Source organism: Williamsia muralis NBRC 105860, assembly GCF_001598915.1.
Lineage (GTDB): Bacteria > Actinomycetota > Actinomycetes > Mycobacteriales > Mycobacteriaceae > Williamsia > Williamsia muralis.
In genome coordinates this window covers 498941-520997 of sequence record NZ_BDAP01000002.1, presented here as the reverse complement: position 1 = coordinate 520997, position 22057 = coordinate 498941, and the positions used below count along the sequence as shown (strand labels likewise).

Sequence of the window (22057 nt, the reverse complement as noted above, 5' to 3'; positions counted from 1 at the left end):
GGTCTGCGCTCGGCTCTCAGCCCCTGGTGTCGGGAAGGCCGAGCACGCGAGAGGCGTCGAGGTAGATGTCCCACTGGTCCACCTTCGCAGGCACGGCCACATGAGCGAACAGATCGGTGATTGTTGTCGTCGCACGGGCCACCTTGACGCCGGCGACCTGGAAGTCGACTGCCGCGCGGCGCACCTGGTCGGGCGAGGTCACCAGCACCACGTCGCGAAGTCGCAGCTCCGCGGCTTTCGCGGCACCGAGCAGTGCGCTCTGCACCAGGGTGGTTGCGCGTGGTTCCACGTGAATCATCGACGAAGCGATGGCCTTTGCCGTCAGCCATTCTCGGATGCCCGGCTTGTTGCCGACGACGATGATGGGCGACCGTGGGGCCGCCACGGCCTGAAGCCAGGCCGCCACCAACCGGGCGGTCATCTCGCCATCGAAACCACCGGCCGCCGGCGGGCCGACACCGATGAGAACGATGCCGGTGGACGGCGACAGCAGGCGCGGTACCGGATCGGGACCGACCAGTACTCCCGTGTCGACAGCGGTCAGCGCCCGCGAGATCACCGCTGCGCGAGCGGGATCGACGCTCTGCAATGCGTTCACCGCCGCCTGGGTGGTGGCCCTGTCGGCGTTGTAGTCCGACCACAGCGCCTGGAGCGCCAGTGCATCAGCGTCGCGCGGGTTCGCTGCGAGCAACCTGCGCAAGGCGTTCAGACCGGTCCCGATGTCGCCGGTGCGGAACCCCAGCTGGGCGGCGTTGTACATGCCGGTCACGTCGCCTGCCGACGCGGTCGGCATCACGGCGATGGTTGGGCTGATCACAGTCGGAACCATGGCCACCGCCCCGGTGGACATGCCGATTGCCGCCGCGGCAACCACAAACGTCCGGTTTATGCGCGTCACACGCGCAACATGAGTCACTACAGCCACAGTAGGGCACCAGAGCTACGGCCTCGCACCCACGCGGTCTCAGGTCAGTAACAAGCGCGCGATCGCCGTCCGGCGCCGAACCGCCGCCCTCGGCGCACCCTCACCAGGGCGAATCGACCTGTCGTTCGTGAACGGGCGCGGCGGTCTTCCAGCTCTCGACGCCGTGGTCGGGAGTACCGATGATCGTCTCGCCTGCCGTCACCTCGGCCCAGTGGGCATGGTTGATCTGGTGCAGCGAGAAGCAGGCGTTCAGCGCGTTGTAGAAGCCCATGTTGTCGACGGACTGATTCACCGATTCCTTGATCAGCAGGGAGGCAACCGTCGGACGCTGAGCGATCCGGCGAGCCAGATCCAGGGTCTTGTCGGCGAGTTCGTCGGGGGCGAAGATCTTGCTCACCATCCCGATCTGATGCGCCTCCTGCGCGCTGATCGAATCCCCGGTCAGCAGTAGCTCTTTGGCCCGTCTCGGCCCGAACTCCCACGGATGACCGAAATACTCGACACCACACATGCCCAGGCGCGACCCGACCACGTCGGCAAACATCGTGTCGGTGTCCGCGGTGATGAGGTCGCAGGCCCACGCCAGCATCAGACCCGCGGCGTACACCGTGCCATGCGTCTGGGCGATGGTGATCTTGCGGAGATTGCGCCACCGCCGGGTGTTGTCGAAGAAGAAGTGCCACTCCTGCAGCATCCGGGCTTCGGTGCCCGCTTTGGTCCCGCCATAGGTGGACATGGTCGGATGCTGGTCCGGGCCGGGTGCTCGCTCGGCCCGGTCGTCCGACGACCCGAGGTCGTGGCCGGAGGTGAACATGGGTCCGGTGCCGCCGAGGATGATCACCCTCACCCGGTCGTCTGCCTCCGCGGCCTTGAATGCCTCGTCGAGTTCAACAAGCAATCCGCGGTTCTGAGCGTTGCGCGTCTTCGGCCGGTCCAGCATGATCCGGGCGATGGCGCCGTCGTCGATGAGCTCGTAGGTCAGGTATCGGGGCATGGATTTCTCCCGTCGAAGGCGGACAAGTTAATCCACATTCGCACGTCCGGACACCGGATCGCTCCTACCGCGTTTTGCTCGGCGTGGCCGGGCCTGACGGGGCAAGGTCCGGAGCCACCGCACGCTCGTCCGGTGGTTGTATGGAAGTCGAACAGCCTTACCGTGCTCGGACGCTAGGAGATCCACATGGCCGCCCCACTTTCCCGACGCGATCTCGACTTCATGCTCTACGAATGGCTTGATGCCACCGCGTTGATCGAGCGCGAACGCTACTCCGAGCATTCCCGAGAGACGTTCGACAGCGTCCTCGACCTCAGCGAAGACATCGCCCTCAAGCGGTTTGCCCCACACAACAAGAAGGCCGACCAGAACGAGCCCACGATGGGTGCCGACGGCAAGGTCGAGATGATCGACGAGGTCGGCGCCGCACTCGACGAGTTCAGCAAGGCCGGCTTCATCGCGGCCCAATTCGATGAAGAGGTCGGGGGCATGCAGCTGCCCACGGTGGTGACCCGTGCCGCCATGGCGTGGTTCCAATCCGCCAACGCATCCACGTCGTCGTATCCCTTCCTGACGATGGCGAACGCGAACCTGTTGGTGGAGTACGGCACCGACGAGCAGATCGACACCTGGGTGCGGCCGATGCTCGAAGGCCGTTTCTTCGGCACCATGTGCCTGTCCGAACCGCAGGCCGGTTCATCGCTCGCCGACATCACCACCAAGGCGGTGCCCGTCGACGACGGCAGCTATCGCATCACCGGCACCAAGATGTGGATCTCCGGCGGAGATCACGAATTGTCCGAGAACATCGTGCATCTCGTGCTGGCCAAGGCACCCGATGGCGGCCCGGGCGTCAAAGGCATCTCGCTGTTCGTGGTGCCGAAGTTCCTTGCCGACGGAACCCGCAATGACGTTGTGCTGGTGGGCCTCAACCACAAGATGGGTAACCGCGGCACCACCAACACCCTGCTGAATTTCGGGGAGGGCAAGTATCAGCCGGCGCCGGAAACCGGTGCGGTCGGCTATCTCGTGGGCGACGTTCATCGCGGCCTGTCGTACATGTTCCGGATGATGAACGAGGCCCGGATCGGTGTCGGGTTCCTGGCCACCTCACTCGGCTACGCCGGTTATCAGCAGTCGCTGGAGTACGCCAAGACCCGCACGCAGGGCCGCGTGCCCACCAGCAAGGACCCGGCCTCCGCGCCGGTGCCCATCATCGAGCACGCCGATGTCAAACGAATGCTGTTGGCGCAGAAGTCATACGTGGAGGGAGCCCTGGCCCTGGGCCTCTACTGCTCCAAGTTGGTCGACGAACAGCAGACTGCTCCCTCGCCGGAAGAAGCCGCCCGGATCGAGTTCCTGCTCGACGTCCTCACCCCGATCGCGAAGAGCTGGCCATCGCAGTGGTGTCTGGAAGCGAACAGCCTGGCCATCCAGGTGCTCGGAGGATACGGCTACACCAAAGAGTTCGATGTCGAGCAGCTCTACCGGGACAACCGCCTCAACCCCATTCACGAAGGCACGCACGGCATTCAGGGTCTGGATCTACTCGGCCGCAAAGTGGTGATGAAGGGCGGCGCAGGGCTACAGCTGCTCGTCGACGCCATCTCCGCCACCATCGACCGGGCCGCGGGCGTGGACGCAGCCAAGGCAGACGCCTTGCGGGCGGCCGTCGATCGCTTGGTCGAGGTCACCGGGCAGCTATGGTCCGCCGGTGACCCGGCGGTCAGTCTGGCGAATTCATCGATCTACCTCGAGGCCGCCGGACACGTGGTGATCGCCTGGATGTGGCTCGAGCAACTCATCGCGGCCGACGGTGCACAGGGCGACTTCTACGACGGCAAACGTGCTGCGGCCCAATACTTCTATCGATATGAACTGCCCCGCACCGGCCCGCAGTTCGATCTGCTGGCCGACCTGGACCGCACAACTCTGGACGCCGACCCGAACTGGTTCTGACCTCCGGCTACGGCCACGACCTCCGGTTGCAACCGGAGGAACTCACCGAAGCCGGAGGGGTTGGCCCCCACCGGCTTCGGTGTCAGCTCTAGAGCGCTTTGAGTTCTTCGATGACCAGGCCGACGGACTTCTTGGCGTCGCCGAAGAGCATCGAGGTGCCCGGTGCGGTGAACAACGGGTTGTCGATACCGGCGTAACCCGAGGCCATGCCTCGTTTGAGGACGATGACCGAGCGGGACTGGTCGACGTTCAGGATCGGCATCCCGTGGATCGGGGACGACGGATCGTTGCGGGCGGCCGGGTTGGTCACGTCGTTGGCGCCGATTACCAGGGTGACGTCGGTGCGCGAGAACTCACCGTTGATGTCATCCATTTCCTTCATCGCGTCGTACTCGACATCAGCCTCTGCCAGAAGCACATTCATGTGCCCGGGCATACGACCGGCGACCGGGTGGATGGCGTACTTGACCTCCACACCCTTGTCTTCGAGGATGCTCGCCATGTCCTTGACCGCATGCTGAGCCTGCGCCACCGCGAGCCCGTAACCGGGAACCACGATCACCTGCGAGGCATAGGCCATCTGGATCGCCGCATCGGCGGCCGAGGTGGCCTTGACGGTGCCCTGCTCACCGGCCGGACCGCCCACCGCTGCATCCCCGCCCCCACCGAACGACCCGAACACGATCGCCGGGATGGACCGGTTCATCGCCGTGGCCATCAGGTTGGTCAAGATCGAACCCGACGCACCGACGATCATGCCGGCCACGATCATCGCGGTGTTGTTGAGCGCCAAACCGGCTGCCGCTGCCGACAATCCGGTCATCGCGTTGAGCAGCGAGATCACCACGGGCATGTCGGCGCCGCCGATCGGCAGCACCACGAACAACCCCATGATGCCCGCGGCGATCAGCACCAGCACGATCCACCACTGCGACGAACCCTCACCCGGGGTGGCGTTGACGCCGATGAACACACACGCCGCCACAGCAACGATCAACAGGGCGATATTGGCGAGCTGGAAGGTCTTGGCGTTCTTGACGAATGCCTTCTCGACCTTCTTGTTCATCAACTCCTGCAGCTTGAGGAAAGCGATCAGCGAACCCCAGAACGACACCGAACCGATGATCGCCGCGAACAGCGACCCGATCACGATGTGGATGGTCGGCGACTCACCGTGCTTGAACTCGGAAAACCCTGCCGTCTCGATGAACTCGGCCCACGCGATCAACGCGACCGTGCCACCACCGACACCGTTGAACAACGCCACCAACTGCGGCATCGCCGTCATCTTGGTGCGTTTGGCCGGAGGCACACCCAAGATCACACCGATCAGCAGACCCGCTGCGATCAGGATCCAGTTGATGGCATAGGTGTCACGGATGTCGATGAGCGTCGCGACAACGGCCAAACCCATACCGGCCGCGGCAATCCAGTTGCCACGGACCGCGGTCTTGGGACCTGTCAGCCCGGACAAACCGAAAATGAACAGTGAGAACGCAACGATGTAGAGGATCTGGACGAGGTTGTTCATTTGTCAGCTCCCTCGGCCGGCGCGACCGGCGCCTTCTTACTCTTGAACATGCCCAGCATCCGATCGGTCACCAAGAACCCACCGACCACGTTGAGGGTTCCGAAGATCAACGCGACAAACGCGATGATCCGCACACCCCACGGGGCGTCATCAGGCAAGCGACCCAACACGATCAACGCACCCAGCACCACGATGCCGTGAATGGCGTTGGTACCCGACATCAACGGCGTGTGCAAAGTGTTGGGGACCTTCGAGATGACGGCGAAACCCACAAAACCCGCCAACACCAAGATCGCGATATTTGCCAATAGACCCGTATACATCTCAGGCACCTGCCTTCACGTCAGTCGTCTCGCGCGTCACGCACGCTTTGGCCAGCACTTCGTCGTCGAAGTCCGGGGCGAGGTTGCCCTCGTCGTCGAGCATCAACTCCAGCAGCGCAAGAATGTTCTTGGCGTACAGCTCCGAGGCATGTTCGGGCATCCCAGCAGGCAGGTTCAGCGGCGAGCAGATCATCACGTCGTGCTTGACCACGTCCTGGCCCGGTTCGGTCAGCTCGCAGTTGCCGCCGGTCTCACCGGCCAGATCCACCACCACCGAGCCCGGCTTCATGCCTTCCACCGCAGCAGCGGTCACCAGACGCGGCGCCGGGCGACCGGGCACCAGGGCGGTGGTGATCACCACGTCAAATCCCTTGATCGCGTCCTCGAGGGCCTGCTGCTGCTTGGCCCGCTCGTCGTCGGTGAGTTCACGGGCATAACCACCCTCACCGGCAGCGTCGATACCCAGATCCAGCCACTGACCGCCCACAGATTTGACCTGCTCGGCCACCTCCGGACGCACGTCATACCCGGTGGTCCGTGCACCCAGACGCTTTGCCGTCGCCAACGCCTGCAACCCGGCCACACCCACCCCGAGCACCAGTACCGTCGCCGGCTTCACCGTGCCCGCCGCCGTGGTCAACATCGGAAAGAAGCGGGTGGAACGCTCAGCAGCCAAGATCACGGCCTTGTAGCCCGAGACGTTGCCCTGCGACGACAACGCATCCATCGACTGCGCACGCGAAATCCGCGGAATCGCCTCCACCGCAAACCCCTGCACCCCGGCAGACTTGAGTGCACCGATCTGGTTTTCGGCATTCCGCGGAGCCAAGAACCCGATCAACGACGACCCCGACTTGAGCTTGCCGATCTCCTCATCGGTGGGTGCATCGACCTTCACCACCACATCGGCCGACCACGCATCACCGATCGACGCACCAGCAGCCACATACAACTCATCGGGAATGAGCGCACCCAGACCCGCGCCGGACTCCACGATCACCGACACACCCTTGTTCACCAAAGACGCCGCAACCTTCGGAACCAACGCGACCCGACGCTCCCCCGCAGCCGTCTCGCGCACAACGCCGACACTCATACACGCTCCCTCGTCATGGGTGCGGGCAAGTCACACGGTGCGGCCCGGTTTTCGCCGCCCAGAATTTTTTGCCCACCAATGCCTGATGTGGCGCACGACACGCGCACGCCACATCACTTTGATGGAACATAGCATGACCAAATGGCCTGTCCGGTGTGGCATAGCGCACTGCGATGAGTGACACAGATCTCGGCTGATGCCTCTTTGATCAGCGCGTTTGGGCCACGCAAATGAACAACAGACGTTGTCAGAACTGCACTGCGGTGACGACCTCGCCTGTCGGCTGCGGTGAGCCGCCCTCGGGTTCGATGGTCACCGCGATGCGGTCAGAACCGGTGAGATCCGTGATCGGAACGGCCTGCCGGACGGGCTCGGCGCCCATCGTGCCCACCGAAGTCGGATCGTGGCCCTCGCCGAGCAACCACATCTGATACGTCTGTCCGGGCGGCGTGGGCGGTAGGCCTTCAGCGATCACAACAGCCTGATTGGCCTCGCGTGAGGTCGCGACGATGACACTGCCGCCGTCGCTCAGCGAATCCCGCTTCAGCTGCATGTCCGCCGATCCGAGAATGGCCATGGTCTGTTGTTCGAGCGCGCTGACCGGCGCCTTCTCTTCGGGGGCGGTGACGCGCCCGACCGTCACACCGCCGATCACGAGGATCAGCGCCGCTGCGGCGGCACCGACGGCGATGCTGAACCGTCGACGGCGTTCGGCCAGATTGATCACCTTCGCCGGCGCCGCGTCGGCCTGGGGCAACGCCGTTGGGAGAGCCGCGAGTACGGCCTCACGCAGCTGGGGAGGTGGGGGCGTGGCGTCCACTGCGGTCATCTCGACGAGAGCTTCGCGAGTGCGACCGATTTCCTGCAGGTACCGAGACCGGACGGGTTCGGCTTCCTGGGCGAGTTCGCGTTCGAGGCGTTCCACCTCGTCGTCGTCCAGGGCGTTGATTGCATACAGCTCGACATGCTCGTCGAGCCAGCTGTGGTCAGCCATGTGAAGTCGCCTCCAAGCAGTCTTTGAGGCGTCGCAGTCCGTCGCGGATGCGGGATTTGATGGTCGGGAGCGCGGCGTCGAGCCGCTCGGCGACCTGACGGTAGGTCATACCGCCGTAGTACGACAGCTCGATACTCTGCCGCTGGGTGGCGGTGAGGCTGCCGAGACACACCATCACGTCGGATCGTTCTTCGGCCGCCACGACCGAGTCGGCGACGGTGTCGGTGGGTGTTTCCACATTGGAGACCGAGTAGTCGTGGCCGCGCTTGCCTGCGGCTTCCTCGCTTCGGACCCGATCGACGGCGCGGCGGTGGGCGATGGTGAGCAGCCAGCTCAGAGCCGACCCCGATGCGGGATCGAAACTGTCCGCCTTCTGCCAGACCTGCAGGTACACCTCCTGCACTGTCTCCTCTGCGTAGCCACGATCGCGCAGAACTCGAAGGATCAGCCCGAAAACACGGGAACCCGTCGCGTCGTACAGCTCGGCGAAAGCCTGTCGATCATGGCCGGCCGTCCTGATCAACAGATCAGCTAGATCTACCCGAGCTCCGGGAATTCGGTCGGTCACATCCATGACACTAGCGATAGTCATCAAGACACCTACTCGATCCGGAACACCCGGTTGTGCCAACCGGTCGCTCCGTCGGGGATGGGGGCGACCCTCTCTTCGGGCTGCACTGCCCCCGTTTCATCAGTTGCGCGGCAATAGACCGTGTGTTGGCCGGGAGTGGCCTGCCAGGTCCAGAACCACTGTCGCCAGGTGTCATTGGAGTACTCGGTGGCCAAGGTCGCGGTGTTCCACGGGCCGTTGTCGACCCTCACCTCGACCTTCGCGATACCGCGGTGCTGGGCCCAGGCGGTACCCGCGATCACCACTTCTCCCACGGGCAACTTCGACAATCCAGCGGGCCTGTCGATCCGCGATGCGGTCTTGATCGGCGCCTTGACGCCCCAATCCCTCTTGGTCCAGTAGGCCTCGGCCTTGTCGAAGCGGGTGATCTCCCAGTCGACGACCCATTTGGTCGCCGAAACGAAGCCGTACAGACCGGGCACGAGCTGGCGCACGGGATAACCGTGCTCGAGGGGCAGGGGTTCACCGTTCATCCCGATGACAAGCATCGCGTCGCGCCCGTCGGTCAGGGCGTCGATGGGCGTACCGGAGGTCCAGCCGTCGACGCTGGTGGAGAACAACATGTCGGCGTCGTCTTGCACGCCTGCGCGCTCGAGGATGTCCTTGATCGGGTAGCCGGTCCAGCGAGCCGTGCCCGCCAGGTTGCCGCCGACCTCGTTGGAGACACAGGTGAGCGTGATGATCCGCTCCTGCGCCTGCATGTCCATGAGGTCGTCCCAGGTCAGGGTGACCTCGTTGTCCACCATGCCGTGGATCTTCAGGCTCCACTCACCGGTGGTGAGCTTGGGGACCTGGAGCGCGGTGTCGATGCGGTAGAAATCTGCGTTGTTCGTCATGAACGGCGTTGCGCCGTCGATCCCGACATCGGCGCCCGCGGGTATCGGCGCCGCGCCGCTGGCGGGACGGGGAAGCCGGACCCTGCGCCGGTCGGCGATCACATCACCCATCGTCGACATCTGCCGGCCGATGAACGCGGCTGCCACCGAGGCCGCCGCCACCACGCCTGCCGAGATGCCGAACTGGCGCCTCGACAGTCCCCGCGAGCCGGAGTCCGACGAGTTCGTGGCAGCGTGGGATCCGGTGTCGAGACGAGCGGAGACCTCCTTTGTGGCCACATCGTCACGGTCCGTGCGCCGGCGTTTGAAGAGGAACCCCCGCAAACCCCTCAGCACCAATATGCCGACCACCATTGCCACCAAAGACGGTGCGGCGTACCACATGTCGGATGTAGGACGATGGAGCGCGGCGAGCACCCCGAAGGCTCCGAAGGCCACGATGAGCGCTGAACCGATTGGAACTGTGCGCCGTTCGGCTATCCCCGCGACGATCGCGAGCACAACAACCGCACCGGCAATGCCCCACAACAGAACCGGCTTGTCATTGGTTCCGAAGGTGTCGATCGCGAACTCGCGGACCGGAGCCGGGGCTCGGTCGACGAGGAACGACCCGACTGCATAGAAGGGAGATGCGTAGGAAGAGACGGCGGCTGCCGCCAGTTCGCCGGCGGCAAGGCCGGCGCCAACCGCGATCAGACCGGCAAGTCCGTCGCGTGCCATCGCTGCGATTCGCAATTGCTCAGCCTTTCAAGAGAAGTCATCGGGTCGGTATCGATGAGGGATTCGGCGCCGAGAACGTTACGGATGGTCATGACCTCTTTGAAAAAGTTTTCGATCCGCACCCATCCGATTCCGGCACAGCTCCGAACCTGCAGTGATCGACCAAGTGATCGACACACTCCGCCACCAGGTGGTGGACGAAGTCGTTTGCGCCTCCGTAAAAGACAGCAATGGATAGGACAGCGAACATGGCTCTCAAACGAATTCAGCGACTTGCAGTGACCGTGGCGGGCGTCGGCCTGGCAGTAGGACTCGTGGCGGGGTGTTCGGACGACAGTTCCGACTCGTCCTCGAGCACTGCGGCATCGGCACCGATGACCTCTTCCGAAATGACCTCGGGCTCAAGCGCTTCCGCCGAGCCGGCTTCGCTGGTCGGACCGGGCTGCGCGGCATACGCCGAGGCCAACCCCACCGGCGCGGGCTCCGTGAACGGCATGGCGATGGATCCGGTGGCTACCGCCGCATCCAACAACCCGATGCTCAAGACCCTGACCCAGGCCGTCTCGGGACAGTTGAACCCGCAGGTCAACCTCGTTGACACCCTCAACGGTGGCGAGTTCACCGTCTTCGCACCCACCGATGATGCCTTCGCCAAGATCGATCCGGCCACCATCGAGACGCTGAAGACCGACAGCGCGTTGCTGACCAAGATCCTGACCTACCACGTCGTGCCGGGCCAGCTGACCCCCGAGCAGGTCGCGGGCGAGCAGACCACAGTTGAGGGCCAGGCCGTCAACGTGACCGGCTCGGGCGACTCGCTCAAGGCCAACGATTCGACAGTGGTCTGTGGTGGTGTGAAAACCGCCAACGCAACCGTCTACCTCATCGACACCGTGATGATGCCCCCGGCCATGTGATCCATGCCCGACGCGTCATCTCTCAGCTGAGGTAGATCAAGATTCGGGCCGGGACGGTTCACCCCCCGACCGGCCGTCCCGGCCCGAGTCGCATGCCGATAACACAATTTTCCAGGGTCTCCCATATCGTGGGGGGTGTGACGGTAGGCCCGGTCCCTGGTGATCAGATCGAAACCGCTCCGGCGGAGACCGATCCGGCCGAGCGGCGAACCATAGTCGACTTTCTGCGCAGACCTGTTTCAGTTCAGGTTCTGCGCTTTTGTGCTGTCGGGATCGCGTGCACCACTGCGTATGCGCTGATGTACCTGAGTTTTCATCCGCTGATCGGCGCGCAGGCCGCGAACTTCGTCGCGATGCTGATCGCGGCCGTTCTCAACACCGGCGCCAACCGCGCCTTCACTTTCCGACTTCGGGGACAGCGGATGATCCTGCTCCATCACGTGCAGGGCATCGCAGTGTTTGCGTTCGGCTGGTCGCTGAGCGCCTTCTCGCTGTTCGTCCTTCACCAGATCTCAGAGCACCCCTCGAGCAAGCTGGAACTGGCCCTGCTCATGCTGGTCAATCTGATCGCGACCGCGGTGCGGTTCTTCACCTTCCGGCACGTCTTCTCACGGGCTCTGGCCCGCCAGCTCGAGGCCGGCGGCCAGAGAACCCGTTAGAGCGACGCTGCGTGCCGGCCGGCTCGACGACCGAAGAAGGACCCCTCACCCAGCTGCGTTCCACTGGCGTAGCCCTTACCGTCCTGGGCGATGTTCGCCGCGCCTGCGCCTGCGGCATAGAGCCCTGTGATGACCGAACCGTCGTCGGTGAGCACCTGGCCTTCGGCGGAGGTGGCAAGACCGCCCATCGTGAAGCCGGCGTACATCGCCTTGCCGAGCGACATGTCGAACGCCGCCCATGGTCCCTTGTCCTGGGGCGCGAGCCACTCCGCACGCTTGCCGAAGTCCGGGTCTTCACCGCGGGCGGCGTTCTCGTTGTAGAGGTCCAGCGTCTTCTGCAGATGTCCTGACGGGATACCGAGCCCGTCCTCCATCTCGGCCACGGTCTCCCAGCCGTCGATGAACGGGACGAGAGGGAACTCCGGGCGTTCCATGTGTGCTTCGTCCACGATGAGGTAGGCGATCGCTTCCGGCTGCTCCATCACGAATGCCGATGTGCGCGAGTGGTAGGAGTCCTCGTTGACGAAACGCCGGCCGTCTTTGTTCACCGCAAGGCCGGTCAGGAGGATCGACGGCGGGTACAGCGGCGCGGTGACAAACGACTGATCCATGTGCTTGAGTCCGCCACCCACCGACGCGCCCAGCCGGATCCCCAGGCCGTCGTCGTAGGTGCTGCCCAGGGTGTACGGCTTCTCGGCCAGTTCCGGCGTGAACTCGGCCACCATCGATTCGTTCATCACGAACCCGCCGGCCGCGATGATCACCGCCTTTGCGCGAATGAAGCCGGTCTCCTGCAATCGCTTCCACTTCAGCCCGACAACAGCGCCGGATTCGTCGACCACCAGGTTGCGGGCACCGGTCTCGTACCGGATCTCGTTACCCGTCTCGGCAAGCCGCTTCACCAGGAGCTCGGTCACCATGCCCGCACCACCGGTGTCGCCTTTGACGGGCACCTTGTGACCACGCGGCGCCGGCTTGGCCTTTTCACAGAACGGCCAGACCTTCTCGTTGCCGGTGAACATCAGGCCCTGGGTGCCGGGCTGGATGACGGCCTTCTCCGGGTAGTAGGACCGCTCGAACTCGAAACCGAGACTTTCGAGCCAGTTGAAGTGCTCGACACTGCCCTGGCAATAGGCATGGATCTTGTCCGGCTCGGGATCGCGGGAAACGGCGAGGAGGTACTTCTCCATCTCCTCGGGCGAATCCGCGTGCCCGGTCGCCTGCTGCACCGGGGTGCCGCCACCGAGGTAGAAGTGGCCACCGGCCATCGCCGATGTCCCGCCTGCCGCTGCTGCACGCTCGAGGACCAGCACACGGGCACCGGCCGACGCGGCCTCCACCGCCGCGCTGCCGCCCGAGATGCCGCACCCGACCACCACGACGTCCACCTCATCGGACCATTCCGACACCTCGGAAACGGGCACTACCTCGGGCAACTCCGCCTGCATCGCGACTTCCTCACTTGTTTGACCGTCGAACGACCGCCGTATCGGACAAATCGTCAAACTAGAACTCGTTCTAATTTAGGTCATTTCGGTGATGAGTGCCATGGCCTTGCACTGTTCGGTGAGCGTCATCGTCGATTGGTTCAGCTCCCAGTGCACCTCGCTCGCGCCGAGTTCACTCGCCTGCGCCAGATCGGCGGGCAGGGTCTCGGCGAACCGGTCGAGTGCACCGGACAGGGAGTCGCGGATCGGATTGAGCCGTAGCGCAACCGGGCCGCGGCCCCCGGCCTCCCGGTACAGGCCGATCGCTTCGGTGGCCGAGGTCCAGGTGGTGACCGGATACATGAAGCCGTCTGCAATGGCCGCCGCCTGTGCGATGCCCTGCGGTGTCATCGCCGCGATGTACACGGGCAGTGTCGGCTGGGCAGGCTTCGGCTCCACCCAACTCGGCCGCAGCCGGTAGTGCTCGCCCTGGAACGACACCGGGCCGGGGCGCCAGCATCGGCGCATCAATTCCAGATGTTCGGCGAGCGCGTCCACCCGGGAGGTCATCGACACCCCCGCCGACTCGTGTTCGTGCGGGGTCCAGCCCTGGCCGATCCCGACGTCGAGCCGCCCGCCGCTGAGCCGATCGAGGGTGGCCAGCCGCCGGGCCAGGACCACGGGCGGCTGAAACAGCGCATGCACCACCGTGGTCGCGAGCCGGACCCTGGTGGTGTGCGCGGCTGCCCAGGTCAGCATCTCGATGCAGTCCCACACCGGCCGGGGCGTCTGGCAGGCCTGGCCGAGGGGTCCGGCGTCGGCCGGTAGCAACAGACGGTCGGCCGAGGACACGCTGTGAAAGCCGAGGTCATCGGCGGTGCGGGCGATCTGCGCAACCGAATCGGGTCCGGCCAGCGGGCCAAAGGTGGGCAAGCTGATACCGCGGCGGATTGCCGCCATCGCCGCACCTCCTTCGGTCCAGGTGTTGTTGTTCTCACCCGTATGGACCGGTGCGGCGGCGTTATTTCATCGACACCTGTCACACGTGTTCGGAGATGAGCACCGCCGTGCAGTCCGGTTCGAGGGCTTCGAACGTGTGCGGTAGATCGCCCGGGTAGCTGATGTAGTCGCCCGGGCCCAGTTCGACCGGGTCATCGATGAGTCCGACAAGCGCGCGACCACTGCCCATCACCAGATGCTCGACCACTCCGGCCATGTGGGGGTCGGACACCCGCGGTTCGCCCGGTTGGGCCGTGATCAGGTAGATGTCGCGGCGGGCGTGTGGCGGGCACGCAGCCAGCACAGTCGCCATGTAGTCGGACTGCTCCGACGCCACTGCAGGACCTTCACCGGATCGGATCACCTGCACGCGTGGGGTCGGTGGCTGGACGAGGTGGGCGAAGGGCACATCGAGGGCGGTACTGAGCGCCCACAGCGTCTCCACACTCGGATTGCCGTTGCCCGCCTCGAGTTGCGACAGCGTCGATTTGGCGACTCCCGCGCGGCGAGCCACCTCGGCGAGCGAGAGCCCCGTTCGTTTCCGTTCGCGTTGCAGTGCTGCCGCAATCGCCTGCAGTGGCGCTCCAGCCATGTCCGACCTCCGGTCTCGCCGACAACCCCCCGTGCCGTTCGGCTCAGACTACCTTCGTTCGGCTTGACGAACACCACGGACATCGTTCACCATGTTGATCATGCGTTCGATATGGCGAACACCGCGGCTCGGCATCTCGCTTGATGCCGCCACTGCCCGCGATGTCGCACTCGTCTGCGTCGCCGTGGGCGTTGTCGGACTGTCCTTCGGCGCGATCGCCGTCAGCAGCGGCTTCCCCCTCTGGATGCCCCTGTTGATGTCGGTGGTCGTGTTCGCCGGAGCATCTCAGTTCACATTTGTCGCGATCCTCGCCGCCGGCGGTGGGATCTTCGCCGCGGTCGCCGCCGGGTTACTGGCCAATGCCAGGCACATCCTGTTCGGCTTCTCGATCGGCGACGTGCTCGGGAAGTCCCTCGGATGGCGGTTGCTCGGATCGCACCTGATGATCGACGAATCGGTTGCCTTCACGCTTGCGCAGGACGCACCGAAGATGCGCCGATCGATCTATTGGGCGTGCGGCGCAGGACTTTTCGTCGCATGGAACGTCGGGGTCCTCGCCGGTTCGGCGGGCGGCACACTCATCACCGACACCGACGCCTTCGGATTGGACGCCGCGTTCCCGGCGGTCCTCCTCGCCCTCATCCTGCCCGCGATGCGCGAGCGAGCCACCCGCAATGCCGCGCTCGCCGGTGCCGTCATCGCCGTCGGTGCCTCGTTCTTCACCCCGGTGGGCGTACCGGTACTACTCGCTTTGGCTGCGCTGGTGCTCGTCGTTCCGATCCCCGGCCGTCGACGTGCGGCCATCGGATGAACACCTCGACGCCCGTCCTGCTCGTCGGTATCGCCGTATTGGCCTTGGGTACGTACGCTTTTCGGTTCGTCGGGCCGGTGCTCGCAGCGCGGGTGACGATGCCTCCGGACATCCACCGGCTCACCTCCGTCGGCAGCGTGGTCCTGCTGGCCGCGCTCGTGGCGACCTCCACACTCATCGACGATCAGCACTTCGCGGAGCCGTCCCGCATCGTCGGCGTCGCCGTCGGCGGCGTCCTCGCCTGGCGCCGGGCGCCTTTCGTGGTTGTCGTGGCCGCCGCAGCCGCGTGTGCAGCGCTACTGCGCCTGGCCGGTCTCCCCTGACACCGGCATCCGGGCGCCGAGCCGGACTGTCAGGCGCCCAGCCAGGTCAAGATGTCTTTGGTGACCGGGTCCGTGATGTCGGCGTAAGCGGGATGCTTCTTCAGGAAGGCCGAGACCAACGGGCACACCGCAACAATCCGCTTGCCTTGTGCGCGAACATCATCGAGCGCCTCTGAGACGAGGATCGTGGCCAGTCCGCGTCCTCCGAACGCCTCTTGCACCTCGGTGTGGTAGAAAACCCGACTCTGTTCGCGGTCTGCGTAGGCTGCGAACCCGACGACCTCGCCGTCCACGGAGACTGTGTACCGGTGCTTGTCCGGGTCGGGTGCAACGGTCACTGGCGCGCCGGTCTTGTCGGTGATGGTGGAGCTGTTTTGAGTCATGCCACGACAACCTTTCCGAGGTATCCGCTATTCCACCCACATCAGGACTCAGCGGTCAGACGTGGTTTGATCCGGGCATTCGGCAATGTCGGTGCAGGCAGGCGGTCGACGCCACCCACGTAGCCCTCGACGTGTCCGAACCGGTCGGCTTGCGCCTGCCACTGCGTCCGGTACTCCACGATCTCCTCGTGACTGCGTCCGACGAAGTTCCACCACATCACCAGATCCTCGCCGAATGGTGTGCCGCCCAACAAGATCATCCTGCACGGGCGTTCATCGGAACTCTGCAATGTGATGTGGTGGTGCCCGGGAGCCAGGTAGGCCAACTCCGTCTGCCCCACCTCGGCTCCTTCCACACTGACCGAGCCCTGGTCCACCAGCACACCGTGCTCGAACGTGGGATGCACCGGGATGGTGACGGACGCACCCATGTCGAGATCGATCTGAGCGCCCAACAGCGGGCTGAACGTGGTGACCGGCGACGACTTTCCGAGCAGATCACCGATGAAGACACTCACGCGGCCGCCGTCGAGTGCGATCGGTTCGGGAACGAAGTGCTCGAAGTTTCGCGCCGTGTCGCGCGATTCGTCAGGAAGGGCCACCCACAGCTGGACGCCGTGCAACGTGGTGGTGTCGGGCGTAGAAACCTCCGAGTGGGCGATCCCATGACCCGCAGTCATCAGGTTCACCTCGCCCGGGCGGACGAAGGCGTGAACACCCAAACTGTCGCGGTGCTCGATCTCGCCGGTGAAAAGCCAGCTCACCGTCTGCAACCCGGTGTGCGGGTGCGGTGGCACGTCCATCCCACCCGTGGTCCGGACATCCGCCGGGCCGTAGTGGTCGGCGAAGCACCAGGCCCCGATCAGGGACCGGGCACGCTGCGGCAATGTGCGGTGGACGGTCATGGCACGCGGACCGCCCAGCGGAACGTCGCGCGACGTCAGGATCTGCACGTGATGCCGATCTCCGGGGGCCGGTGAGCAATCGATTTCCGGACCGTTGACCACGTTGCTCATACTGGCGCCTCATTCCTCACCTTGTCGGCGGGCATTTTCATTTCGTGACATTTCAATCCGCAATCCTGGGCTCACGAATTGGGTGACGGTGGTAATACTTTCGATGAGCAACCAGCCGATTCAACGGAAAGATCGTCAGGTGACCGCGTCGTTCCATCCGAGTCTAAATCGTGTGCCACAGCTAGACCACTAGTGGAGGTAATCCGAAAATGTCTGCTCCGACGACAGTTCAAAAGTTAGCTGCCGAAGCACTGGGAACGTTCTGGCTCGTTCTCGGGGGTTGCGGCAGCGCCGTTTTCGCAGCGAAGGTGATCGCGGACGACGACGGGACCCAGCTCGGCATCGGGTTCCTCGGCGTATCCATCGCTTTCGGCCTCAGCGTCCTGACCGGCGTATACGCCCTCGGTCACATCTCGGGTGGACATTTCAACCCGGCCGTCACGGTGGGAGCCGCTCTGGCCAGGCGTTTCCAGTGGAAGGACGTACCGGGCTACGTCGTCGTGCAGGTGATCGGTGGCCTCGTCGGCGGCGCGATCATCCTTCTCATCGCCAATGGCAAAGAAGGGTTCGAGGCCGAGGGTTCGATGGCCGCCAACGGCTTCGGCGACCACTCGCCGGGCGGGTACACCTTGTGGGCCGCACTCGTGGCCGAGATCGTGCTGACCGCCATCTTTGTCATCGTCATCCTGGGTGCCACCGACACCCGAGCGCCACAAGGTATCGCGGGCATTGCAATTGGTCTGGCCCTCACCCTCATTCACCTCATCAGCATCCCGATCACCAACACCTCGGTGAACCCCGCGCGATCGACGGCGGTGGCGTTCTTCAACGGCAATGGCGCGCCCGGTCAGCTGTGGTTGTTCTGGGTCGCGCCGCTCGTGGGCGCACTGTTGGCCGGCATTCTCTACCCGCTCGTCTTCGACAAGGGTGCAAACGAACCCGAACTCGATCAGATCCCCAATCCAGCGGTGTCTGCCTGAACCTGCCCGGTCGACAGCTCCGGCCGTCACGCAACCCGGGTGGCGAGCATCGTCTCTTCGAGAGTCCAGGTGTTCTCGCCGTCGTCGGAGAACTCCCCTGTCCATGTGAAGGTGTTGTCGGTGATGTCGGTGAAGCGCCACCGAAGCGTTGGTTCGTCATCTGTGCTGGTCAAAGTGATATCCCCGTCGCCTATCTCGCCGATGAACTTTCGAACACGTGCATTGATCGGCTCCATCCACGTTGACCTCCACGCTGCGATCGACGGGTCGTAGAACCGGATGGTTGATCCATGGAATGCTCGAAGCCCCCGTTCCGGTGGCGCAAGAGCAGCCCCGGGCACCATCCACACATCCTGGATCGCCCGACCGCCCAGGACCCACCCGAAGTGGAGTTCTCCGTCGAGTTCGGGAGAGTCCGTTGCCGCCGGTATCCAGCGAATATGCCAGGACCCCACGAATCTGCCGAACGCCCGCAAGTGCTCAGCTGCGCCCTGAGCCGGCCCACGGGAATGCAAGTGGGCGGCCAGGGCATTGTCGCCTCCGAACTCCGTCAGCATGTTGACATGTTGTCAGATTGCTGACGAATATGCCAGGCTGGGTAGGTGAACAAGGCGGAGGCTTACCGATTGCTCATCGCCGACGTCTACGAACTCGCCGGCGCATCGCGCCGGACGAGCGAGGACGTGGCTCGACGGGCCGGACAGACCGTTGCCCGCTGGCACGTGCTCAGTGTCCTGTCAGAACCGGCGACGGTGGCCGGAGCTGCACGACGCCTTGGCCTGTCACGCCAGAGCGTGCATCGCGTCTGCGGCGACCTCTTACGTGAAGGGCTTCTGGAGAGCCAGGACAATCCCGACCATCAGACCTCACCCCTACTCCGACTCACCAGCGCCGGCGGGGCGATCTTGGCCGAACTGGTGCGGGAGTCGGACGTCGAGAGGTCCCAGCTACTCGCCCGCGTCGGCATCAGTGTGAACGACCTCGAAAGCACACGCACCACCGTCCGCGCCCTGATCATCGCCCTCGACAATCAGTAGCCCGATGTCCCGCCGTCAGCGGAACCTCTTCAGGCGCAGGCTGTTTCCGACGACAAACACCGATGACAACGCCATCGCCCCGCCGGCGATCATGGGGCTGAGCAATCCGAGTGCGGCCAGTGGCAGCGCGGCCACGTTGTATCCGAACGCCCAGAACAGATTTCCTTTGATGGTGCGAAGTGTTGCGCGAGACAGGCGAATCGCATCGCCTGCGGCCCGCAGGTCACCCCGGACCAGGGTGATGTCCCCGGCCTCGATCGCGGCGTCGGTCCCCGTGCCCATCGCCAGTCCCAGATCGGCCTGAGCCAGAGCGGCGGCGTCGTTGACACCGTCGCCGACCATCGCCACGGTCTTTCCTTGTGCCTGCAAATCCTTGATTGTATCGACCTTCGCAGAAGGCAATACCCCCGCGATCACTGTGCTGATACCCACCTGTGCGGCAACCGCTTTGGCGACACTCTCGTGATCACCGGTGAGCAACACCGGCTCGAGACCGAGGTCCACCAACTCCGCAACCGCCCGCCGCGACGTCGCCTTCACCACGTCGGAGACCACGAGCACGCCGCGGGCGCGTCCGCCCCAGGCGACCGCGACAGCAGTCTGGCCTTCCGAACCCGCCCGCTCCAGTGCGGCGACCAGCTCACCGGGTATCTCGTTGCCTCGCTCGGTCAGCAGTTGTGGTCGACCGAGAAGCACCTCCACGTCGTCGACGACACCCTGGACCCCGAGGCCCGCGGAATTGACGAAGTCACGAACTGCGGGCAGCGGCCCGGTGCGCTCGCGTGCACCGTCGGCGATGGCACGCGCGATCGGATGTTCGGACGCGTTCTCGACCGCTCCGGCCACGCGCACAACATGATCCGTCTCTTCACCGTCGGCGACGGCAACCTCCGTCAAGGTCATCTGACCGGTTGTCACGGTGCCGGTCTTGTCGAGCACCACGGTGTCGACCTGCCGGGTGGACTCGAGCACCTCGGGTCCCTTGATCAGTATTCCCATCGTGGCCCCGCGGCCTGTCCCGACCATCAACGCGGTCGGCGTCGCCAGCCCGAGTGCGCAGGGGCACGCGATGATCAACACGGCGACCGCCGCGGTGAAGGCATCGGCAGCGTCATATCCGAGCAGCAGCCATACAGCCAGGGTGCCCAGCGCGAGCGCGATGACCACGGGCACGAAGACACCGGAGATCCGGTCGGCCAAACGCTGTACCTGCGCCTTGCCGTTCTGCGCCTGTTCCACCAGCCTCGCCATCTGCGCGAGCTGAGTGTCGTTACCGATCTTGGTCGCGCGTACGGTGATCCGACCTCCGGCGTTCACCGTTGCGCCGACCACCGCATCGCCTTCGTTCACCTCGACCGGCACCGATTCACCGGTCAACATCGACGCATCCACTGCCGACGAGCCACTTACCACCACACCGTCGGTTGCGATCCGCTCGCCCGGCCGCACCACGAACAGGTCACCGACGACCAGGTCTCCGATGGGCACCAGCGATTCGGTGTCACCCCTGAGCACGGTCACGTCTTTGGCGCCGAGACCGAGAAGCGTTCGCAAGGCCGCTCCCGCACGGCGTTTGGATCGCATCTCGAAGAACCGGCCCGCCAAGATGAAGGTGGTGACTCCCGCCGCCGCCTCCAGGTAGATGTTGGCCGACCCGTCCGAGGAGCTCATCTCCATCCCGCCGTGTGCGGTCTGGGGATCGCCTGCGGCTCCGAAGAACAGCGCGTACAGCGACCAGCCCAGCGCGGCAATGGTTCCCACCGATACGAGTGTGTCCATCGTCGCAGCGCCGTGACGCAGGTTGATCGCTGCCGCCCGGTGGAACTGCCAGCCTCCCCACACGACCACAGGCGCTGCGAGTGTCAACGAGAGCCACTGCCAATTGTCGAACTGCAGAGGCGGGATCATCGCCATGGCGATCACGGGAACGGAGAGGGCGGCGCTGACCAGCGTGCGATGACGCAGGCGGTTCAGTTCCTGATCATGACCGTCGTCATCGTTGTCGTCGGCGGCGGAATCGGGATGATCCTCGATCGCTTTCGCCCGGTAACCGGCCGCCTCGACCGCAGCGATCAAGTCGCCGGTGGCGACCGGATCGGAGTAGGCGACGTTTGCCTTTTCGGTCGCGTAGTTCACCGTCGCCTGCACGCCGTCGAGCTTGTTGAGCTTGCGTTCGATGCGGTTGGCACACGAGGCACACGTCATCCCAGCGATCTCGAGGTCGACATGTGCCTGCGGGACAGCCGCTTTCGCGTCGCCGGTGGAACTCGTCGGCGTAGTCGAACTCATTGCTCAGCCCAGCCGGTATCCGGCCTCGTGCACCGCGGCCTCGATCTCGTCCCGGCCGACCGGCTGCTCACTGTGGACGGTGAGCCCGCCGCTGTTCAGGTCCACGTCCACCTTGTCCACGCCGGGCACCTCGGACACTTCCTCGGTGACCGATGCGACGCAGTGCTGGCATGTCATTCCCACCACCGTGTAGGTCTGCGCGCTCATGTTCGCCCCTCCTTCTACGACCGGACCAGCCGGGCGATTGCCTCGGTGGCCTCTTTGACTTTTTCCTGACCCTGTTCTTCGCTCTGGCGGGCTGCGTCGACGACGCAATGCGACATGTGCTCCTCGAGCAGTCCCAGGCTCACCGCTTGCAATGCCTTGGTCATCGCCGCCACCTGGGTGAGGATGTCGATGCAGTACTTCTCGTCTTCGACCATCCGCTGCAACCCGCGGGCCTGCCCTTCGATACGGCGCAGCCGCTTGAGGTAGTCGTCCTTACGGTTGATGTAGCCGTGGTGTTGGTGCTCGTCGGCCATGTGCCCTCTTTCGCCCGTTGTTCGTACCGGTTTACCATACCCCCCTACCGTACCCAAGTCGAGGAGTGGCGCGGACGGAACTGCCCAGGTGCGG

At 64.6% G+C, this 22057-nt stretch carries 24 protein-coding genes; 7 read left to right on the top strand and 17 right to left on the bottom strand.

Annotated elements, in window-relative coordinates:
- Nucleotides 1-16: 16 nt before the first annotated feature.
- Together WIMU1_RS09320 and WIMU1_RS09315 are read right to left on the bottom strand one after the other, a co-directional pair.
- Nucleotides 17-898, bottom strand: a complete 882-nt coding sequence (locus WIMU1_RS09320; RefSeq protein ID WP_147431358.1) for an ElyC/SanA/YdcF family protein — start codon at nt 896-898, stop codon at nt 17-19.
- 127 nt (nt 899-1025) lie between these two features.
- Complete coding sequence (locus WIMU1_RS09315; protein ID WP_062796652.1) at nt 1026-1919, bottom strand: enoyl-CoA hydratase; 894 nt, start codon at nt 1917-1919, stop codon at nt 1026-1028.
- 186 nt (nt 1920-2105) lie between these two features.
- Between WIMU1_RS09315 and WIMU1_RS09310 the strand changes: the two genes are divergently transcribed.
- On the top strand, nt 2106-3878 hold the full coding sequence (locus WIMU1_RS09310; protein WP_062796650.1) for an acyl-CoA dehydrogenase: 1773 nt from the start codon (nt 2106-2108) through the stop codon (nt 3876-3878).
- Nucleotides 3879-3966: 88 nt separating this feature from the next.
- Here the strand turns inward: WIMU1_RS09310 and WIMU1_RS09305 are convergent, their stop codons facing one another.
- The 6 genes from WIMU1_RS09305 to WIMU1_RS09280 form a co-directional block, all read right to left on the bottom strand.
- Entirely contained in the window at nt 3967-5409 is a 1443-nt protein-coding gene (locus WIMU1_RS09305) for an NAD(P)(+) transhydrogenase (Re/Si-specific) subunit beta (RefSeq protein ID WP_062796648.1), read from the bottom strand.
- Nucleotides 5406-5732 carry an NAD(P) transhydrogenase subunit alpha part 2 gene (locus tag WIMU1_RS09300; RefSeq protein ID WP_062796646.1) on the bottom strand — a complete coding sequence of 109 codons (327 nt, stop codon included), beginning with the start codon at nt 5730-5732 and terminating at the stop codon, nt 5406-5408. The genes WIMU1_RS09305 and WIMU1_RS09300 overlap by 4 nt, the downstream gene beginning before the upstream one ends.
- A gap of 1 nt (nt 5733) precedes the next feature.
- Entirely contained in the window at nt 5734-6828 is a 1095-nt protein-coding gene (locus tag WIMU1_RS09295; protein ID WP_062796643.1) for a Re/Si-specific NAD(P)(+) transhydrogenase subunit alpha, read from the bottom strand.
- A gap of 247 nt (nt 6829-7075) precedes the next feature.
- Nucleotides 7076-7822 carry an anti-sigma factor gene (locus WIMU1_RS09290; RefSeq protein ID WP_062796641.1) on the bottom strand — a complete coding sequence of 249 codons (747 nt, stop codon included), beginning with the start codon at nt 7820-7822 and terminating at the stop codon, nt 7076-7078.
- Complete coding sequence (sigK, locus tag WIMU1_RS09285) at nt 7815-8414, bottom strand: ECF RNA polymerase sigma factor SigK (protein WP_223249489.1); 600 nt, start codon at nt 8412-8414, stop codon at nt 7815-7817. The genes WIMU1_RS09290 and sigK overlap by 8 nt, the downstream gene beginning before the upstream one ends.
- A gap of 8 nt (nt 8415-8422) precedes the next feature.
- Entirely contained in the window at nt 8423-10009 is a 1587-nt protein-coding gene (locus tag WIMU1_RS09280) for a molybdopterin-dependent oxidoreductase (protein ID WP_062796637.1), read from the bottom strand.
- Nucleotides 10010-10257: 248 nt separating this feature from the next.
- Between WIMU1_RS09280 and WIMU1_RS09275 the strand changes: the two genes are divergently transcribed.
- Both WIMU1_RS09275 and WIMU1_RS09270 read left to right on the top strand, forming a co-directional pair.
- Nucleotides 10258-10926 carry a fasciclin domain-containing protein gene (locus tag WIMU1_RS09275; RefSeq protein ID WP_030176477.1) on the top strand — a complete coding sequence of 223 codons (669 nt, stop codon included), beginning with the start codon at nt 10258-10260 and terminating at the stop codon, nt 10924-10926.
- Between the two features lie 137 nt (nt 10927-11063).
- Nucleotides 11064-11585 (top strand): GtrA family protein, encoded by a 522-nt coding sequence (locus WIMU1_RS09270; protein ID WP_243404533.1) that lies wholly within the window; start codon nt 11064-11066, stop codon nt 11583-11585.
- Here WIMU1_RS09270 and WIMU1_RS09265 read toward each other — a convergent pair.
- From WIMU1_RS09265 to WIMU1_RS09255, 3 genes are all read right to left on the bottom strand, one after another.
- On the bottom strand, nt 11582-13033 hold the full coding sequence (locus WIMU1_RS09265; RefSeq protein WP_062796632.1) for an FAD-binding protein: 1452 nt from the start codon (nt 13031-13033) through the stop codon (nt 11582-11584). The two genes, WIMU1_RS09270 and WIMU1_RS09265, sit on opposite strands and share 4 nt — an antisense overlap.
- Before the next feature lie 75 nt (nt 13034-13108).
- On the bottom strand, nt 13109-13972 hold the full coding sequence (locus tag WIMU1_RS09260; protein WP_062796630.1) for an LLM class flavin-dependent oxidoreductase: 864 nt from the start codon (nt 13970-13972) through the stop codon (nt 13109-13111).
- Between the two features lie 79 nt (nt 13973-14051).
- Nucleotides 14052-14603, bottom strand: coding sequence for a helix-turn-helix domain-containing protein (locus WIMU1_RS09255; RefSeq protein WP_023954365.1), 552 nt, complete (start codon nt 14601-14603; stop codon nt 14052-14054).
- 100 nt (nt 14604-14703) lie between these two features.
- Here WIMU1_RS09255 and WIMU1_RS09250 point away from each other — a divergent pair, with 100 nt between their 5' ends.
- Entirely contained in the window at nt 14704-15414 is a 711-nt protein-coding gene (locus WIMU1_RS09250; protein ID WP_062797521.1) for an AzlC family ABC transporter permease, read from the top strand.
- Nucleotides 15411-15737 (top strand): AzlD domain-containing protein, encoded by a 327-nt coding sequence (locus WIMU1_RS09245; protein WP_062796628.1) that lies wholly within the window; start codon nt 15411-15413, stop codon nt 15735-15737. The genes WIMU1_RS09250 and WIMU1_RS09245 overlap by 4 nt, the downstream gene beginning before the upstream one ends.
- Nucleotides 15738-15766: 29 nt before the next feature.
- On the opposite strand, the gene WIMU1_RS09240 is transcribed toward WIMU1_RS09245, so the two are convergent.
- Nucleotides 15767-16120 (bottom strand): GNAT family N-acetyltransferase, encoded by a 354-nt coding sequence (locus WIMU1_RS09240; RefSeq protein ID WP_062796626.1) that lies wholly within the window; start codon nt 16118-16120, stop codon nt 15767-15769.
- A gap of 41 nt (nt 16121-16161) precedes the next feature.
- Complete coding sequence (locus tag WIMU1_RS09235; protein WP_030176499.1) at nt 16162-17136, bottom strand: pirin family protein; 975 nt, start codon at nt 17134-17136, stop codon at nt 16162-16164.
- A gap of 209 nt (nt 17137-17345) precedes the next feature.
- On the opposite strand from WIMU1_RS09235, the gene aqpZ reads away from it, so the two are divergent.
- Nucleotides 17346-18116, top strand: coding sequence for an aquaporin Z (gene aqpZ / locus WIMU1_RS09230; protein ID WP_062796624.1), 771 nt, complete (start codon nt 17346-17348; stop codon nt 18114-18116).
- Nucleotides 18117-18142: 26 nt separating this feature from the next.
- On the opposite strand, the gene WIMU1_RS09225 is transcribed toward aqpZ, so the two are convergent.
- On the bottom strand, nt 18143-18673 hold the full coding sequence (locus WIMU1_RS09225) for a hypothetical protein (protein WP_062796622.1): 531 nt from the start codon (nt 18671-18673) through the stop codon (nt 18143-18145).
- Between the two features lie 45 nt (nt 18674-18718).
- Here WIMU1_RS09225 and WIMU1_RS09220 point away from each other — a divergent pair, with 45 nt between their 5' ends.
- Entirely contained in the window at nt 18719-19153 is a 435-nt protein-coding gene (locus WIMU1_RS09220; protein WP_062796620.1) for a MarR family winged helix-turn-helix transcriptional regulator, read from the top strand.
- Between the two features lie 15 nt (nt 19154-19168).
- On the opposite strand, the gene WIMU1_RS09215 is transcribed toward WIMU1_RS09220, so the two are convergent.
- Genes WIMU1_RS09215 through WIMU1_RS09205 form a run of 3 tightly spaced genes read right to left on the bottom strand, consistent with a single transcriptional unit; the run spans nt 19169 to nt 21963 of the window.
- Nucleotides 19169-21442, bottom strand: coding sequence for a heavy metal translocating P-type ATPase (locus tag WIMU1_RS09215; protein ID WP_084248122.1), 2274 nt, complete (start codon nt 21440-21442; stop codon nt 19169-19171).
- A 3-nt stretch (nt 21443-21445) separates the two neighbouring features.
- The gene (locus WIMU1_RS09210) at nt 21446-21649 is read right to left on the bottom strand and encodes a heavy-metal-associated domain-containing protein (protein ID WP_030176524.1); all 204 of its coding nucleotides are present in this window, start codon (nt 21647-21649) and stop codon (nt 21446-21448) included.
- A 14-nt stretch (nt 21650-21663) separates the two neighbouring features.
- On the bottom strand, nt 21664-21963 hold the full coding sequence (locus tag WIMU1_RS09205) for a metal-sensitive transcriptional regulator (protein ID WP_030176527.1): 300 nt from the start codon (nt 21961-21963) through the stop codon (nt 21664-21666).
- Between the last annotated feature and the right edge of the window lie 94 nt (nt 21964-22057).

Bases quoted from the DNA above. Each gene is read 5' to 3' on its own strand.
- WIMU1_RS09315 (WP_062796652.1), bottom strand. From the start codon at position 1,919: ATGCCCCGATACCTGACCTACGAGCTCATCGACGACGGCGCCATCGCC.
- WIMU1_RS09310 (WP_062796650.1), top strand. From the start codon at position 2,106: ATGGCCGCCCCACTTTCCCGACGCGATCTCGACTTCATGCTCTACGAA.
- WIMU1_RS09305 (WP_062796648.1), bottom strand. From the start codon at position 5,409: ATGAACAACCTCGTCCAGATCCTCTACATCGTTGCGTTCTCACTGTTC.
- WIMU1_RS09300 (WP_062796646.1), bottom strand. From the start codon at position 5,732: ATGTATACGGGTCTATTGGCAAATATCGCGATCTTGGTGTTGGCGGGT.
- WIMU1_RS09295 (WP_062796643.1), bottom strand. From the start codon at position 6,828: ATGAGTGTCGGCGTTGTGCGCGAGACGGCTGCGGGGGAGCGTCGGGTC.
- WIMU1_RS09290 (WP_062796641.1), bottom strand. From the start codon at position 7,822: ATGGCTGACCACAGCTGGCTCGACGAGCATGTCGAGCTGTATGCAATC.
- sigK (WP_223249489.1), bottom strand. From the start codon at position 8,414: ATGACTATCGCTAGTGTCATGGATGTGACCGACCGAATTCCCGGAGCT.
- WIMU1_RS09280 (WP_062796637.1), bottom strand. From the start codon at position 10,009: ATGGCACGCGACGGACTTGCCGGTCTGATCGCGGTTGGCGCCGGCCTT.
- WIMU1_RS09275 (WP_030176477.1), top strand. From the start codon at position 10,258: ATGGCTCTCAAACGAATTCAGCGACTTGCAGTGACCGTGGCGGGCGTC.
- WIMU1_RS09265 (WP_062796632.1), bottom strand. From the start codon at position 13,033: ATGCAGGCGGAGTTGCCCGAGGTAGTGCCCGTTTCCGAGGTGTCGGAA.
- WIMU1_RS09260 (WP_062796630.1), bottom strand. From the start codon at position 13,972: ATGGCGGCAATCCGCCGCGGTATCAGCTTGCCCACCTTTGGCCCGCTG.
- WIMU1_RS09255 (WP_023954365.1), bottom strand. From the start codon at position 14,603: ATGGCTGGAGCGCCACTGCAGGCGATTGCGGCAGCACTGCAACGCGAA.
- WIMU1_RS09250 (WP_062797521.1), top strand. From the start codon at position 14,704: ATGCGTTCGATATGGCGAACACCGCGGCTCGGCATCTCGCTTGATGCC.
- WIMU1_RS09245 (WP_062796628.1), top strand. From the start codon at position 15,411: ATGAACACCTCGACGCCCGTCCTGCTCGTCGGTATCGCCGTATTGGCC.
- WIMU1_RS09240 (WP_062796626.1), bottom strand. From the start codon at position 16,120: ATGACTCAAAACAGCTCCACCATCACCGACAAGACCGGCGCGCCAGTG.
- WIMU1_RS09235 (WP_030176499.1), bottom strand. From the start codon at position 17,136: ATGAGCAACGTGGTCAACGGTCCGGAAATCGATTGCTCACCGGCCCCC.
- aqpZ (WP_062796624.1), top strand. From the start codon at position 17,346: ATGTCTGCTCCGACGACAGTTCAAAAGTTAGCTGCCGAAGCACTGGGA.
- WIMU1_RS09225 (WP_062796622.1), bottom strand. From the start codon at position 18,673: ATGCTGACGGAGTTCGGAGGCGACAATGCCCTGGCCGCCCACTTGCAT.
- WIMU1_RS09215 (WP_084248122.1), bottom strand. From the start codon at position 21,442: ATGAGTTCGACTACGCCGACGAGTTCCACCGGCGACGCGAAAGCGGCT.
- WIMU1_RS09210 (WP_030176524.1), bottom strand. From the start codon at position 21,649: ATGAGCGCGCAGACCTACACGGTGGTGGGAATGACATGCCAGCACTGC.
- WIMU1_RS09205 (WP_030176527.1), bottom strand. From the start codon at position 21,963: ATGGCCGACGAGCACCAACACCACGGCTACATCAACCGTAAGGACGAC.